Origin of the sequence: Streptomyces sp. NBC_01537 (assembly GCF_045040445.1) — a bacterium.
In the GTDB taxonomy this organism is placed as follows: Bacteria; Actinomycetota; Actinomycetes; order Streptomycetales; family Streptomycetaceae; genus Actinacidiphila.
In genome coordinates this window covers 6,526,932-6,541,098 of record NZ_CP109392.1, presented here as the reverse complement: position 1 = coordinate 6,541,098, position 14,167 = coordinate 6,526,932, and the positions used below count along the sequence as shown (strand labels likewise).

Below are 14,167 nucleotides of genomic sequence, written 5' to 3'. Positions count from 1 at the left end.
ACGAGACAACTTTGCTCGGGTGACTGGCGGTTAGTGGGTCGGACTGACCGCGACCGGCGGCGCGGAGGGCGCACCCACCCGGCCCGTGGGGGACGGCTGGATGTCCGACTGGCGGCCGCCACCGGCACCCCGGTAGACGGCTGCGAACGTCAGTGCGACCACGCCGATACCCATCAGTATGGCCAGCACCCAGGCGACCGTACGGTGCCAGCGGGCGTGCCCCCGGTAGGGGCTGCGCTGGGCGTACAGCTCCTCGTACTCCGCGTCCTCGGGATCCAGCTCCCCGTGGGCCCGGTCGCCGTAGTGCGCGTCCTCGGCGTCATGGCCGCCGGGCTCGTCCTCGATACCGCCGACCCGGGCTGCCCGGGCGGCGGCGAGCAGGCGCTCGGCGTGGCTGGGTTCATGGAAGGCGGCGGCCCGTATGAAGGCCTCGTCGAGCACCACGGACGCGAACTCGTCGTCCGCGCCACCGTGGTCTTCCCCGTCCGGGAACGGACGGCCAGCCCCCACATCGTCCGGCACCCGTCCAGAATAGGGCCCGGGACGCCACTTTGGGCAGGGAATTCAGCTGGGAATCAGCCCCGGATGTGGCCGTCCCCGGTCACGATGTACTTCGTCGAGGTCAGCTCCGGCAGGCCCATCGGGCCGCGTGCGTGCAGCTTCTGCGTGGAGATCCCGATCTCGGCGCCGAAACCGAACTGGCCGCCGTCGGTGAACCGGGTCGAGGCGTTCACGGCGACCGCGGCCGCATCCACCAATTGGGTGAATCGGCGGGCGGCGGGCTGGGAGCTCGTCACGATCGCCTCCGTGTGGCCGGAGGACCACAGCCGGATGTGGCCCACGGCCGCGTCCAGGGAGTCCACGATGCCCGCCGCGATGTCGTAGGACAGGTACTCGGTCTCCCAGTCCTCCGCCGTGGCCGGCACGACCTTCGCCTTCGTCCCGGACTTCTCGGCCAGCGCGAGGACCCGCTCGTCGCCGTGCACGGTCACCCCGGCCTCGGCCAGCGCGTCCAGCGCACGCGGCAGGAACTCCTCGGCGATGTCCTGGTGGACCAGCAGGGTCTCGGCCGCGTTGCACACGCTCGGGCGCTGCGCCTTGGAGTTGATCAGCACCTTCACCGCCATGTCCAGGTCCGCCTGCGCGTCCACGTACACATGGCAGTTGCCGGTGCCCGTCTCGATCACCGGCACCGTCGACTGCTCCACGACCGTCTTGATCAGCGAGGCCCCGCCGCGCGGGATCAGCACGTCCACCATCCCCCGGGCACGCATCAGTTCATGCACCGACTCCCGGCTCTCCCCCGGCACCAACTGCACGGAGTCCGCCGGCAGCCCGGCCCCGCCCACCGCGTCCCGCAGGACGGTGACCAGGGCGTGGTTGGAGTTGTACGCGGACGAAGAGCCGCGCAGCAGCACGGCGTTGCCCGACTTCAGGCACAACGCGGCCGCGTCGACGGTCACATTCGGCCGGGCCTCGTAGATGATCCCCACGACCCCGAGCGGGACGCGGACCTGCCGCAGGTCCAGGCCGTTCGGCAGCGTCGAACCGCGCACGATCTCGCCGACGGGGTCGGGCAGGCCCGCCACGTCCCGTACGTCGTTCGCGATCGCCCGTACGCGCTCCGGGGTGAGCGTCAGCCGGTCGATCACCGTTTCGCTCGTGCCGGCTTCGCGGGCCCGCGCGATGTCCTTCTCGTTCGCCTCGACGATTTCCCTCGTCCGGACCACCAGGGCGTCCGCGATCGCCAGCAGCGCGTCGTCCTTCGCGGACCGCGGCATCGGCGCGAGGTCCGCGGCGGCGGCCCGCGCGCGGTACGCGGCGCGCAGGACCGGGGACTCCGGCCAGGGGGACGGCAGGGATGCGGCGGTGTCGTGGCTGCGGCTGCTCATGCCCATCAGGGTACGGCGGCGGGCGGGGCCGTCGTCACGGCTTTCCACCGGCTGAGACCCGGCCGGCGGCCCCGGGCAGCACCGAGGGGCGGCCCTGGGCTCAGAACGGGTGGACGCCGACCGGGGTGGCCGGGGCGGGGCCGTAGCCCTCGGCGATGCGCTGGTGGTAGGTCTCGCGGTCGATGACCTCCAGGCCGACGATCTCCCAGGGGGGAAGGTTGGCCGTGGAGCGGTGTTCGCCCCACAGGCGCAGGGCGATGGCGGCGGCGTCGTGGAGGTCGCGGGCCTCTTCCCAGTAGCGGATTTCGGCGTGGTCGGCGGCGTAGCGGCTGGTGAGGAGGAAGGGGTGATCGTGGGCGAGCTGTTCGAGGCCGCGGCGGACCTCCGGGAGCGGGGCCTCGGTCCCGGAAACGCTGAGGGTGACATGCCACAGGCGTGGCTGGTGCTGGGGCTGCGCGGACGGGGATGCCGAGACCCCGGCTCCGGTCCCGGTTCCGTCGACACTGACCAGTGCCCGCGGTGCCCCTGGACGCCCTCGTCTCACCGGTGGCCTCCCCTGTCGGCGCTCGCTGCTTCCGCTACCGCATCAAAGTTGACCAGCATGCGGGGGGCCACGGGGCCGTTTTCACCAAGAAGCCACGGATGAGGGCCGTCAGGTGTGCAGGAGTACGAGGTCGTCGCGGTGTACGACCTCACGTTCGTACGCCGGTCCCAGCTCGCGGGCGAGCTCACGCGTGGAGCGGCCGAGCAGCCGCGGCAGCTCGGCGGCGTCGAAGTTGACCAGGCCGCGGGCGACGGCATGCCCGGTGGTGTCCCGCAGTTCGACGGGGTCTCCGGCGGCGAACTGGCCCTCGATGCTCGCGATACCGGCCGGGAGGAGGGACTTGCGGCCCTTCACCACGGCCTGCACCGCGCCGTCGTCGAGGATGAGCGCGCCGAGCGGGGTGGAGGCGTGGGCGAGCCAGAGCAGCCGGTCGGCGGAGCGCTTGCCGGTGCGGGTGAACAGGGTGCCGGTGGGCCGTCCGGCCAGCGCGTCGGCGGCGTGCGTGGCGGAGGTGAGGACGACGGGGATGCCGGCGCCGGTGGCGATCCGGGCGGCCTCGACCTTGGTGACCATGCCGCCGGTGCCGACGCCGGCCTTGCCGGAGCTGCCGATGGAGATGCCGTCCAGGTCGGCGGGACCGGCCACCTCGTCGATGCGCGAGGCGCCGGGGTTGCTGGGGTCGCCGTCGTAGAGCCCGTCCACGTCCGACAGCAGCACCAGCAGGTCGGCGCGTACGAGGTGGGCCACGAGCGCGGCCAGCCGGTCGTTGTCGCCGAAGCGGATCTCGTCCGTGGCGACGGTGTCGTTCTCGTTGACCACCGGCAGCGCGCCCATGGCGAGCAGCTGGTCCAGGGTCCGGTACGCGTTGCGGTAGTGCGCCCGGCGGCTGACGTCGTCGGAGGTGAGCAGCACCTGTCCCGCCCGTACGCCGTAGCGCGCGAAGGACGCCGTGTAGCGGGCCATGAGCAGACCCTGGCCGACGCTGGCGGCGGCCTGCTGGCGGGCGAGGTCGCGGGGGCGATTGGTGAGGCCGAGGGGAGCGAGCCCGGCGGCGATGGCGCCGGAGGAGACCAGGACTATGTCCTTTGCCCCGTTGTCGCGCACCTTGGCCAGGACGTCCACGAGCGCGTCGACCCGGTCCGCGTCCAGCCCGCCGGCGGCTGTCGTCAGTGACGACGAACCGACCTTGACCACGATCCTGCGGGCGTCCACCACGTCCTGCCTCGCGCTTGCCACGTGCGTCCTTTCCTCACCGGTCCTCGCAATCTACGCGAGGCCGGTGAGGCGACGCCTCGGTGTTCCGCCCTACGGACGCCGCAGACCCTCGCGGTACGCCACGCAGTCCGCATAGACCGGGAGCAGGCCCTGGGCCTCCGCCTCGGCCAGCGTCGGCGCCTCCTCGTCCTTCGGGGACAGCAGGGGCTCGATACCGGCCGGCCACTCGATGGCGAGGTCCGGGTCCAGCGGGTGGATGCCGTGCTCGCGCTCGGGGGCGTATCCCTCGGAGCAGAGGTAGACGACCGTGGCGTCGTCCGTCAGCGCGAAGAAGGCGTGACCCAGGCCCTCGGAGAGGTAGACCGCGTGATGGGTCTCGTCGTCGAGCCGGACGGCCTCCCACTGCTTGTACGTCGGCGAGCCGACGCGGATGTCGACGATGACGTCGACGACCGCGCCGCGCACGCACTTGACGTACTTGGCCTGGCTCGGCGGCACATCGGCGAAGTGGATGCCGCGCAGGGTGCCGCGCTTGGAGACCGAGCAGTTGGCCTGGGCGAGGGCGAGGTCGTGGCCCGTCGCCTCGCGGAATCCGGTGCCGCGGAACCACTCGTGGAAGCTGCCCCGGTCATCGGGGAAGACCTTCGGCTCCAGCACCCACGCGCCTTCGATACCCAGCGGTCGCATATCCGTGTTCCTTTACTTCTTGAGGGCCCGGCGGAGCTTGCCCACCGCACGGCGCAGCGTCGACTTGCGAGCCACGACCGGGGGCTTGCCCCGCTCGGGACCCTTGGCGGCCAGCGCCGCCGCGACGGCCGCGACCGGCTTGACGACGAGGGCGCCGCGCTCGGCCTGGAGCGCCAGCGCGAGCGCGGCGGGCTTCTCCTTGCCCGCGGCGGGCAGGATCAGCTCCAGCCGCCACCGGCCGTCGGCCAGCTCGCCCACCGGAAGGTCGGCGGTCAGCTCGGAGCCACCGGCCGGGCGGTCCGCCAGCACGGCGGGCACCGTCGACGTGGGGCTCTCGCCGAGGCCGGTCAGCTTGAGCGTGACGTCGGCCTTGCCCTGGACGTGCAGCGGCAGGGCCGCGGTGAGGCGGGCGGGGTCTCCGGTGACCGTGACCTCGGCCGGGGTCAGCCCGGCGAGGTCGTACGAGAGGCGGTTGGTCTTCTGGCCGACGTCCAGCGAGAGGTTGCCGTGCGGGTCGGTCCAGTACGGCAGCACCAGGCGCTCCGGGGAGCCGACCAGGGCGCCCGTGCGCCCCTGGCGGACGCCGTCGGCGCGCACGGAACCGAGGCGGGTCTCCTTGGTCCAGCCGCAGGAGCTGAGCCGGATGAGCACGTCCCAGATGCCGGAGCCCAGTTCCGCGCCGTTCGCCGCCGTCAGCGGGTCGACCGCGGCGGTGGCCCGCAGGATCTGCCGGAAGAAGCCGTCCCGGCCCTCCACGGCGACCTTCTCGCGAGTCAGCTCGACGGGCTGGAAGAACTCCGCCGCCGTGTCGCGCTCGCGTACGACCAGGTCCACCTTGGACTTGTTCAGCGGGGCGGAGGTGTCCGCGCCCAGCAGCGCGATGGCGTCCAGGCTGGTCTGCGGCAGCGGCGGGGCGAGCAGGCTCTTGTCGCCGTCGCTGTCGTCGTCGGCACGGAAGGTCATGGGCTCGCCGCCCGCGGTGTACTCGGCGGTGAACCCTATCCTCAGCTTGCCGTTCTCCCAGTTCAGGCTCTCCAGGGCGCCGGTGGGCCTGATCCCGGCCTCCCACTGGGCGAACTGCTCGATGTCGCCCAGCCGGTTGGCCGCGATCAGTCCGGCGACGATCTGCTGGGTGGGCTGCAGGCCCGCTGCGACACCGGGCCCGAAGCGCTCGACGACCACCTTGTGGATCTCGTCGAACAGTTCCTGGCGGTAGTCGGCGGGCAGCTTCAGCAGCCGGTTGCCGCGCATCCGCTCGACCATCTCGCTGCGCAGCCAGCGGCGGAAGAGGCGGTCACGCAGCGGGCCGGGCTCGGTGAGCTCCTCGACGACGTCGAGGGCCTCGCGGAGGTTCTTGAAGTAGCCGACCGGGTCGAAGCGCTGGAAGCCCGCGTTGGAGGCGTCGTCCCGCTTGATGTGGTAGTAGCACAGGTAGTCGCTGAGGACGGAGATGTTCCCGGCCCGCAGATAGGCCTCGGTGACGAAGACGTGGTCCTCCAGGCGGCGGCGGCCCTCCATGTAGCGGAGGTTGTGCCGGTCCAGGAATTCCTTGCGGAACATCTTGTGCGGGGTGAGGCTGTCGATCAGCGGGGCGTTCTCGACACTGGCCCGCGGGCGGTTCTTGCGGAACAGCTCGAGCGGGACCGGCCGTCCCTTTCCGGCCATCTTTCCCACGATGACGTCGGCATTGTTCTCGACGCCGTAGTTGTACATACGTTCGAGAGCTTCGTCGCCCAGCCAGTCGTCATTGTCGACGAACTGGATGAACTCGCCCTTGGCGGCGGCGATGCCCGTGTTACGGGGCTTGCCGGACCAGCCGGACGCCTCCTGGTGGATGACGTGCATGTGCGGGTGCTCGGCGGCGAGCCGGTCCAGCCGGGCGGGGGTGCCATCGGTGGAGCCGTCGTTGACGAAGATCGCTTCGTACTCGTTGTCCGGCAGGCTCTGACGCAAAAGGGAGGCGATGCAGTCCTCGATGTACGGGCCCGGGTTGTAGACCGGGATCACCACGCTCACCTTGATGGGCATGTGTCTTCTTCCGCCTCAGTTGCTTGATCGGGACCCGGCTCACCGCACACTCCGGAACTTTGTCCGAGCAAGGCTAGCCGGTGTCCGGCGGGGTCGCGGCACCGGCCGACACCGCCCCAGGCCACAAACCGATCACAAACTTCCGGCGACGGTTTACTGAACAGGGGCGGAATGCACGGCGCGCTCCCCCGCCGGGTGCGCGGTTAGGATGCCTCCCATGAAGGCTCTCGTACTCTCCGGTGGCTCGGGCACCCGCCTGCGTCCGATAACGCACACATCGGCGAAGCAGCTGGTGCCCGTCGCCAACAAGCCCGTCCTGTTCTACGGGCTGGAGGCGATAGCCGACGCCGGTATCACCGATGTCGGGATCATCGTCGGCGACACCGCCGAGGAGATCCGGGAAGCCGTCGGCGACGGCTCCAAGCTCGGGATCAAGGCCACATACATTCCCCAGGACGCCCCGCTGGGCCTGGCGCACGCGGTGCTCATCGCCCGTGACTTCCTCGGCGACGACGACTTCGTGATGTACCTCGGCGACAACTTCATCGTCGGCGGCATCACCGGGCTGGTGGACGAGTTCCGCTCCGAGAAGCCGGACGCGCAGATCCTGCTCACCCGCGTGCCCAACCCGACGTCCTTCGGCGTGGCCGAACTCGACGCGGCGGGCCGGGTGGTGGGCCTGGAGGAGAAGCCCAAGGAGCCCAAGAGCGACCTGGCGCTGGTCGGCGTCTACCTCTTCACCCCCGCGATCCACGAGGCGGTCCGCTCGATCGAGCCGTCCTGGCGCGGCGAGCTTGAGATCACCCACGCCATCCAGTGGCTCATCGACCAGAAGCGGGACGTGCGCTCCACCACGATTTCCGGCTACTGGAAGGACACCGGCAATGTCACCGACATGCTGGAGGTCAACCGGTCCGTCCTGGAGACCGTCGAACCGGTCATAGAAGGTGACGTCGACGACGCCAGCGAGATCATCGGCCGGGTGCGGATCGAGGCCGGCGCGCAGGTGACCGGCAGCCGGATCGTCGGCCCGGCCATCATCGGCCCGGGCACCGTCGTCACGGACTCCTACGTCGGCCCGTTCACCTCGGTCTCCGAGGACTGCCGCATCGAGGACAGCGAGATCGAGTACTCGATCATCCTGCGCGCCTCCTCCATCACCGGGGTGCGCCGCATCGAGGCCTCGCTCATCGGCCGCGATGTCGAGGTCACCCCGGCCCCCCGCAACCCCGCAGCACACCGATTCGTCCTCGGCGACCACAGCAAGGTGCAGATATCCTCATGACGACCAAGATCCTTGTGACCGGCGGCGCCGGTTTCATCGGCTCCCACTACGTCCGTACGGTGCTCGGCCCGCAGGGTCCCGGCGACGTCAGCATCACCGTTCTCGACGCGCTGACGTACGCGGGCAACCCGGCCAACCTCGACGAGGTGCGCTCGCACCCGGGGTTCGCCTTCGTCGAGGGTGACATCTGCGACCCCGGTCTCGTCGCCAAGCTGATGGCCGAGCACGACCAGGTGGTGCACTTCGCCGCCGAGTCGCACGTGGACCGCTCCATCGACGGCGGCGGCGAGTTCGTCCGTACGAATGTGGTCGGCACCCACACGCTGATCAACGCCGCGCACCTGGCCGGCATCAAGACCTTCGTCCACATCTCCACCGACGAGGTCTACGGCTCCATCGACGAGGGCTCCTGGCCCGAGACGGACCCGCTGAAGCCCAACTCCCCGTACTCCGCGGCCAAGGCGTCCAGCGACCTGATCGCGCTGTCCTACCACCGCACCCACGGCCTGGACGTGCGGGTGACCCGCTGCTCCAACAACTACGGGCACCACCACTTCCCCGAGAAGGTCATCCCGCTGTTCGTCACGAACCTGCTGGACGGCAAGAAGGTCCCGCTGTACGGCGACGGCGCCAACGTCCGCGACTGGCTGCACATCGACGACCACGTCCAGGGCATCGAGCTGGTGCGCACCAAGGGCCGGGCCGGCGAGGTCTACAACATCGGCGGCGGCACCGAGCTGTCCAACAAGGAGCTCACCGGCCTGCTGCTGGAAGCCTGCGGCGCCGACTGGGACACCAGCGTCGAATACGTCGAGGACCGCAAGGGCCACGACCGCCGCTACTCGGTGGACTGCACCAAGATCAGCACCGAGCTGGGCTACACGCCCCGCAAGGACTTCGCCACCGGCCTCGCGGAGACCGTCGCCTGGTACCGCGACAACCGCGCCTGGTGGGAGCCGCTGAAGGAGCGCGCCGCGCTCAGCTGACACAGCCTCAGCAAAAGTTTTCGTAACTACGCACAACCCTCTCGGACCATGGCTGGTCTGTTCACCGGAACGCCATCGAAGAGAGGGTTGTCGTATGTCTGCGCACTCCCGCGCCCGAACCCGTTGGGCCCTCTCCGCGCTGACGGCGGCGGCTGCCGCTCTCGGCACCGGCCTGGCCACCGGCGCCCTCTCCCCCACCGTCGCCCGCGCTGCTGGGACGGCCGCGGTGCCCGCACAGCAGGATTTCAACGGCGACGGATACCCGGACCTGGCCGTCGGGGCACCGGGCGGCACGATCGGCGGGCAGGCCAACGCCGGGTACGTGGCGGTGATGTACGGCTCCGCGCACGGGCTGTCCGCCGCGCACCGCACGGTGATCAGCCGCGCCACCGCCGGGATCCCGGGCGCCCCGGCCGCACGCGAGCGCTTCGGGACGCACACCGCCGCCGCGGACCTGAACGGCGACGGGTACACCGACCTGGTCGTCAGCGGGTACGAGCACGGATCGCTGATCGTGTGGGGCGGCACCGGGGGCCTGTCCGGCGGCACCGCCGTCCCCGGCTACTCCAGCTACGCGCAGGCCGGTGACTTCAACGGCGACGGCAAGCCCGACCTGGCCCTGGTCGACACCGGCACAGCGGCCGGCGACGAACCGTACGGCTCCGACGTGGTGGTCTGGAACGGCCCGGTCTCGCGGGCCGGAACCCCCGCCTCGACCGGCGACTTCGACGGCCGGTCCCACCTCTACACCGACGTCAGAGCCACCGCGAGCGGCGACGTGAACGGAGACGGCTACGCCGACCTCGCCCTGGCCGAGTACACCGGCGACGGCGGCTTCGGCACCGAGCTGTACTACGGCGGCCCGGACGGACTGACCGGCCGTGTGGTCCCGATGAGCACCGACGTTGCAGCCGCCGTCGCCATCGGCGACCTGAACCGCGACGGCTACGGCGACCTGGTCGTCGGCGATCCCGGTGCCCAGAAGGTGACCGCCCTCTACGGCTCGGCGAGCGGGATCACCGGCACCTCCCGCCGGAACTCCGTCGGCCAGAACACCCCGGGCGTCCCGGGCGCCACCGAGAGCGGCGACGCCTTCGGCCGGTCGGTGGCGGTCGGGGACGTGAACAAGGACGGCTACCAGGACGTGGCCGTGGGAGTGCCCTCCGAGGACCTGGGCGGCACGCGCGACGCCGGTGACGTCATCGTGCTGCGCGGCAGTGCGAACGGCCTGACGGGCAGCAAGGCGCAGGCCGTCAGCCAGGACACCAAGGGCGTGCCGGGCACCGCCGAGAAGGGTGACCAGTTCGGCTTCGCCGTCCGCCTGCTGGATGTCAACGCCAACGGCTACACCGATCTCGCCGCCTCCGCCTACCGGGAGGACGGCCAGAACGGAGCTGTATGGCTCCTGCGCGGCCGCCCCTCCGGCCTGACCGCCGACGCAGCATTCGTCCTCGGCGGGAAGACGATCGGCGCTCCCTACAAGGGGGCGAACTTCGGCTTCACCCTCGGGTGACGGACACCCTCCCCGCAACCTGCTCGAACCAAATCGAAGGGCACAAGAACTGTGATCGACATGCCATCAGCAAAGGGACAGCCGCGCGGACTCAGCCGGAGGCAGCTCCTGCGGACCGGGGCCCAGATCGCCACTGTCGCGGCGGTCGGCTCGGCGATCCCGCTCACGGCCGCGGGATCGGCGCAGGCAACCGTCGCGTCGTCCAAGCACTTCGTGCTGTCGGGCAGCGGAGGCAACCCGGTGTGGCGGGCCACCCTGCACCAGCCGTACTGGGCCATGCAGTCGTTCGCGTACGACAACGTCAACGACCACATCTACTTCGCGCAGCACAGAGTGGGTGACAGCGCCGGCCACAACGGTGACCTCTGGATATCCAAGACCGACCTCTCGGGCAATGTGCTGGGCGCCATGGCCATCCAGGGGTTCGGCCACGGCTCGTCGATGGGCGTGGAGCCGACCGGCTCCGGCACCGAGCCGTACCTGTGGATAGAAGGCAGCGACTCCGACGACAACGGCGCCGGCGAGAAGCTGTCCCGGTTCCAGTTCACCGACGGCCTGACCCTGGTCTACTCAAGCCCCTCCATCACCATTTACGACCGCACCCCGACCATTTCGAGCTTCGTCAAACTGCCCCGGCCGGCCATCGACCCGTACTCGAACCGGCTGCTCATCCGCTACGCGACCAGCGACACCGCCACCCGGGTGTGGCGCATCGTGGTGTTCGACATGGCCGACGCCGTCGCCGGACGCCTCAGCGACGGCTACCGCCTCGTCGAGCGGGCGATCCCGAACAACAGCGAGCTCGGTCTCACCGATTCCGACCTGTTCCAGGGCATCACCCTGTGCGGGCAGTACGCGTACCTGCTCTACGGTGGCCCGGGCGGCCCCTCCTACATCGTCACGCTCGACCTGAACGACACGGGTGGCTCGTACTACGACAAGTTCGAGACCACCGCCGGCGCGTCCCTGCCCGGGCGGGAGCCCCAGGGCACGGCGATCTGGACGGTCTCGGGGGCACCCCGGCTGGCCTTCGGCTTCTCGTCGAAGACCGAGGGAAGCCCCGACACGTTCGACGCGAGCGTCTTCTACAAGAGCGACTTCGTGAGCTGAGGCCGTAGGCCCCGCACGACCAGGGCCTGCCCGGCGGACCCGGCCAGGGTCCGCCGGGCAGGCCCTAGGATCTGTACAGCGCACGAACGCCAGAGAACGGGAACATGATGAGCGGCAGCTGGTTGGTCACCGGAGCGGGCGGAATGCTGGGCCAGGATCTCCTGGCCCGGCTGGAGAAGGACGGGGAGAAGGCCGTCGGCCTGACCCGCGCGGTCCTGGACATCACCGACCCCGCTTCGGTGCGCGAGGCACTGGACGCGCACCGCCCGTCGGTGGTCGTCAACTGCGCCGCCTGGACCGCCGTGGACGACGCCGAGGCCGACGAGGCCGACGCCCTGCGGATCAACGGCGACGGCCCCCGCATCCTGGCCGAGGCCTGCCAGGAGTACGGCGCGGTGCTGCTCCAGGTTTCCACGGACTACGTCTTCGCGGGCGACGGCACCTCTCCGTACACCGAGGACGCCGCCACCGCCCCGCGCAGCGCGTACGGCCGCACCAAGCTCGCCGGCGAGCAGGCGGTTCTGGCCGTCCTGCCCGACGCCGGGTATGTGGTGCGTACGGCGTGGCTGTACGGGGCGGGGGGCGGTAATTTCGTCCGTACGATGATCAAGCTGGAAGGCATCAAGGACAGCCTCGACGTGGTCGACGACCAGCGGGGCCAGCCCACCTGGACCGCCGACCTCGCCGACCGCCTGGTCCGGCTGGGGCGGGCGGCACTGGCGGGCAGTGCCCCGGCGGGCGTCTACCACGGCACCAGCGGCGGCGAGACGACCTGGTTCGGCTTCACCCAGGAGATCTTCCGGCTGCTCGGCACGGACCCCGCCCGGGTCCGCCCGACCACGAGCGAGGCCTTCGTACGCCCGGCCCCCCGTCCGGCGTACAGCGTCCTCGGCCACGACCGCTGGCGGGCGGCGGGCATCGAGCCCATCCGCGACTGGCGCGAGGCCCTTCGCGAGGCCTTCCCGGCGCTGCTGGCGGCCGAGCGGTCAGCGGGCTGACCTCCGGCGGCGTACGGCGGCCAGCGCCCCCGCGCCGGCCATGACGGCGGCGCCCCCGATCAGGGCGGCCCCGGGCAGCACGGCCGGGGACCCGGTGTCCGCGAGCTGGGGCTCGGTGCCGTCCTCCCCGGACGAGGACGGCTCGGCGCTCGCGCTTGCGGACGCGGACGCAGACGCAGACGCAGACGGGGAGGCCGACGCGGATGCCGAGGATGTCGGGCTCGCCGACGGGGACACCGAGGCCGTCGGGCTCGCCGGGGCGGCCTTCACCGTGAAGTCGCCCTGGTCACCGTCGGAGTTGCCGCACGTCCCGTCGCCGTTGTCCCACGTTCCGGTGTCCATGATGAATCCGGAGCCGCCGGTGGCGGCCGCGGCGGCGCTGACGCGCATGGTCACCGGCGTGGTGGTCCCCGGCGCCACCTCCAGCGAGGTGAACGGCGTCCCCAGCTCCGACGAGATGGGCACGCCTGTCCACTGGCCGCTCGACGGATCCTTGAACTGCAGGACGAAGTCGGAGGCGCGCCCGTCGTACAGCTGGACCGAGACGGACGGTTCGGCGCTCTTGATGGTGAAGTCGCCCCTGTTGCCGACGACCACGGTGAACTCCGCCCAGTCGCCGCCGGCGACCACCGTGAACGGCAGGCCGCTCAGCGACACGTCAAGGCTGTCGTCGTCGAAGACCGTGCACTGTGCCGGTTTGTCGTCGGCGAACGCGGCCGGTGCGGCCGGGAGCAGCATGGCCGCCACAAGCGCCGTGCCTGCGGCGGCGGATCTCAGAACCGTACGAGTTTGCACAACATCCCCCTGAAAGTGCTGGGCCGGTCGAACCTGTCACAGGTTCGACCCGCCCGGGGGCCATTTGGTTGCCCTCGCGCAGGGAGCTGTCCCCAAGCGGTCAGCGCTTCGATCCGCCCGCGGTGGCTCAGGCCGAGTAGCGCTTGCGAAGAATCTTTCGCTTCCGCGTTCCCTCTTCGTTGCGGCCCTTCTGAATGAACGCGAGGTTGTGGTAGAAGGAAACACCGACGATATTCAAGTCGGTGTAGGACGGCTCATAGGGCTCCGTCACAAATTCCTCGTAATTGAGGCCGTCCGCGAGGCGCTTGAGCATCGCCATCGACGTGCCAGGATCATCGACTTCCGCACTTCCGCCCCATTCGGGCCAGTACGACGTCTGGGTGTCCTCCACCACGTAGATTCCGTCGTCCGCGAGCAGCGGAAAAAGGACCTTGAACGTGGCAATGATGTGCTCGGGCACATGACTGCCGTCGTCGATTATGACGTCCAGCCTTCCGGCCTCCTCGACTATGGAGGTCAGCAGGTCGGGGTCCGACTGGTCGCCCTGGAACACGCGGATGCGCGGCTCCTCGACGAATGATTTGTCCTGGATGTCGAGGCCGTATATGTTCCCCCGCGCGAAGAAGTGTTTCCACATACGCAGCGAGGCACCGCCCTGACCGTCTCGGGCATACCCACCGATACCGATCTCAAGCAGATTGATGGGCCTGTCCCGCAGGTGCGCGAAATGCCGCTGATAGTGCGGCGTGTAACGGTGGTCCCCCCACTTGTCCGTCCGGAACCGAATGGCCAACTGGGTCAGGTCATCGGGCTCCGCCGCGTCGGTTCCCACCACTGAGCGGGCGTGATCGGCGCCGCTCACACCGCAGCGCCAACACCGGTCTCCCAGATCTTCCACACGGACGAAGTAGTGCTCATGCGGCGCGTCCATGCCGGTCTTTAAGGATGTCATGGGGGGTAGAATACGCGCCCCGCACCGCCCGCGTAAGGCACTTTCGAAACGACTGCGGCCAGATTTCAGGGGTTTTCCCAACAAGGGCAACGGAGGCAGTTCCTCCGCTTGCAGCAGAGCACGAACCGCGTGATCACGAAGTTTTTTCGCACCTGGTGATCA

At 70.1% G+C, this 14,167-nt stretch carries 13 protein-coding genes; 5 read left to right on the top strand and 8 right to left on the bottom strand.

Annotated elements, in window-relative coordinates:
• Positions 1 to 30: 30 nt before the first annotated feature.
• The 6 genes from OG607_RS30115 to OG607_RS30090 form a co-directional block, all read right to left on the bottom strand.
• Positions 31 to 522, bottom strand: a complete 492-nt coding sequence (locus OG607_RS30115; RefSeq protein ID WP_405730186.1) for a hypothetical protein — start codon at positions 520 to 522, stop codon at positions 31 to 33.
• 53 nt (positions 523 to 575) lie between these two features.
• The gene (locus OG607_RS30110; protein WP_405730184.1) at positions 576 to 1,892 is read right to left on the bottom strand and encodes a glutamate-5-semialdehyde dehydrogenase; all 1,317 of its coding nucleotides are present in this window, start codon (positions 1,890 to 1,892) and stop codon (positions 576 to 578) included.
• 100 nt (positions 1,893 to 1,992) lie between these two features.
• Positions 1,993 to 2,436 (bottom strand): hypothetical protein, encoded by a 444-nt coding sequence (locus OG607_RS30105; protein WP_405730182.1) that lies wholly within the window; start codon positions 2,434 to 2,436, stop codon positions 1,993 to 1,995.
• A gap of 108 nt (positions 2,437 to 2,544) precedes the next feature.
• On the bottom strand, positions 2,545 to 3,672 hold the full coding sequence (gene proB, locus OG607_RS30100; protein ID WP_405730180.1) for a glutamate 5-kinase: 1,128 nt from the start codon (positions 3,670 to 3,672) through the stop codon (positions 2,545 to 2,547).
• A gap of 69 nt (positions 3,673 to 3,741) precedes the next feature.
• Positions 3,742 to 4,338, bottom strand: coding sequence for a dTDP-4-dehydrorhamnose 3,5-epimerase (gene rfbC / locus OG607_RS30095; RefSeq protein ID WP_405730178.1), 597 nt, complete (start codon positions 4,336 to 4,338; stop codon positions 3,742 to 3,744).
• 12 nt (positions 4,339 to 4,350) lie between these two features.
• Positions 4,351 to 6,366 carry a glycosyltransferase family 2 protein gene (locus tag OG607_RS30090; protein ID WP_405730176.1) on the bottom strand — a complete coding sequence of 672 codons (2,016 nt, stop codon included), beginning with the start codon at positions 6,364 to 6,366 and terminating at the stop codon, positions 4,351 to 4,353.
• Positions 6,367 to 6,583: 217 nt separating this feature from the next.
• On the opposite strand from OG607_RS30090, the gene OG607_RS30085 reads away from it, so the two are divergent.
• The 5 genes from OG607_RS30085 to rfbD all read left to right on the top strand — a co-directional run bounded on the left by OG607_RS30085 (position 6,584) and on the right by rfbD (position 12,258).
• Positions 6,584 to 7,651: a glucose-1-phosphate thymidylyltransferase gene (locus OG607_RS30085; protein ID WP_405730174.1), complete on the top strand. Its 1,068-nt coding sequence runs from the start codon at positions 6,584 to 6,586 to the stop codon at positions 7,649 to 7,651.
• The gene (rfbB, locus tag OG607_RS30080) at positions 7,648 to 8,637 is read left to right on the top strand and encodes a dTDP-glucose 4,6-dehydratase (RefSeq protein WP_405730172.1); all 990 of its coding nucleotides are present in this window, start codon (positions 7,648 to 7,650) and stop codon (positions 8,635 to 8,637) included. Before OG607_RS30085 ends, rfbB begins: the two co-directional genes overlap by 4 nt.
• Positions 8,638 to 8,731: 94 nt before the next feature.
• The gene (locus OG607_RS30075) at positions 8,732 to 10,150 is read left to right on the top strand and encodes an FG-GAP-like repeat-containing protein (protein ID WP_405730171.1); all 1,419 of its coding nucleotides are present in this window, start codon (positions 8,732 to 8,734) and stop codon (positions 10,148 to 10,150) included.
• A gap of 60 nt (positions 10,151 to 10,210) precedes the next feature.
• A complete protein-coding gene (locus OG607_RS30070; protein ID WP_405730169.1) occupies positions 10,211 to 11,260 on the top strand; it encodes a hypothetical protein in 1,050 nt (349 codons plus the stop codon).
• Between the two features lie 107 nt (positions 11,261 to 11,367).
• Positions 11,368 to 12,258 (top strand): dTDP-4-dehydrorhamnose reductase, encoded by an 891-nt coding sequence (gene rfbD / locus OG607_RS30065; RefSeq protein WP_405737145.1) that lies wholly within the window; start codon positions 11,368 to 11,370, stop codon positions 12,256 to 12,258.
• On the opposite strand, the gene OG607_RS30060 is transcribed toward rfbD, so the two are convergent.
• On the bottom strand, positions 12,247 to 13,053 hold the full coding sequence (locus OG607_RS30060; RefSeq protein ID WP_405730167.1) for a hypothetical protein: 807 nt from the start codon (positions 13,051 to 13,053) through the stop codon (positions 12,247 to 12,249). The genes rfbD and OG607_RS30060 overlap by 12 nt on opposite strands.
• A gap of 127 nt (positions 13,054 to 13,180) precedes the next feature.
• Entirely contained in the window at positions 13,181 to 14,005 is an 825-nt protein-coding gene (locus tag OG607_RS30055) for a hypothetical protein (protein ID WP_405730165.1), read from the bottom strand.
• Between the last annotated feature and the right edge of the window lie 162 nt (positions 14,006 to 14,167).

Coding starts and splice junctions, on each gene's coding strand:
- OG607_RS30090 (WP_405730176.1), bottom strand. CDS start 6,366: ATGCCCATCAAGGTGAGCGTGGTGATCCCGGTCTACAACCCGGGCCCG.
- OG607_RS30075 (WP_405730171.1), top strand. CDS start 8,732: ATGTCTGCGCACTCCCGCGCCCGAACCCGTTGGGCCCTCTCCGCGCTG.
- OG607_RS30085 (WP_405730174.1), top strand. CDS start 6,584: ATGAAGGCTCTCGTACTCTCCGGTGGCTCGGGCACCCGCCTGCGTCCG.
- rfbD (WP_405737145.1), top strand. CDS start 11,368: ATGAGCGGCAGCTGGTTGGTCACCGGAGCGGGCGGAATGCTGGGCCAG.
- OG607_RS30070 (WP_405730169.1), top strand. CDS start 10,211: ATGCCATCAGCAAAGGGACAGCCGCGCGGACTCAGCCGGAGGCAGCTC.
- rfbB (WP_405730172.1), top strand. CDS start 7,648: ATGACGACCAAGATCCTTGTGACCGGCGGCGCCGGTTTCATCGGCTCC.
- rfbC (WP_405730178.1), bottom strand. CDS start 4,338: ATGCGACCGCTGGGTATCGAAGGCGCGTGGGTGCTGGAGCCGAAGGTC.
- OG607_RS30110 (WP_405730184.1), bottom strand. CDS start 1,892: ATGAGCAGCCGCAGCCACGACACCGCCGCATCCCTGCCGTCCCCCTGG.
- OG607_RS30055 (WP_405730165.1), bottom strand. CDS start 14,005: ATGACATCCTTAAAGACCGGCATGGACGCGCCGCATGAGCACTACTTC.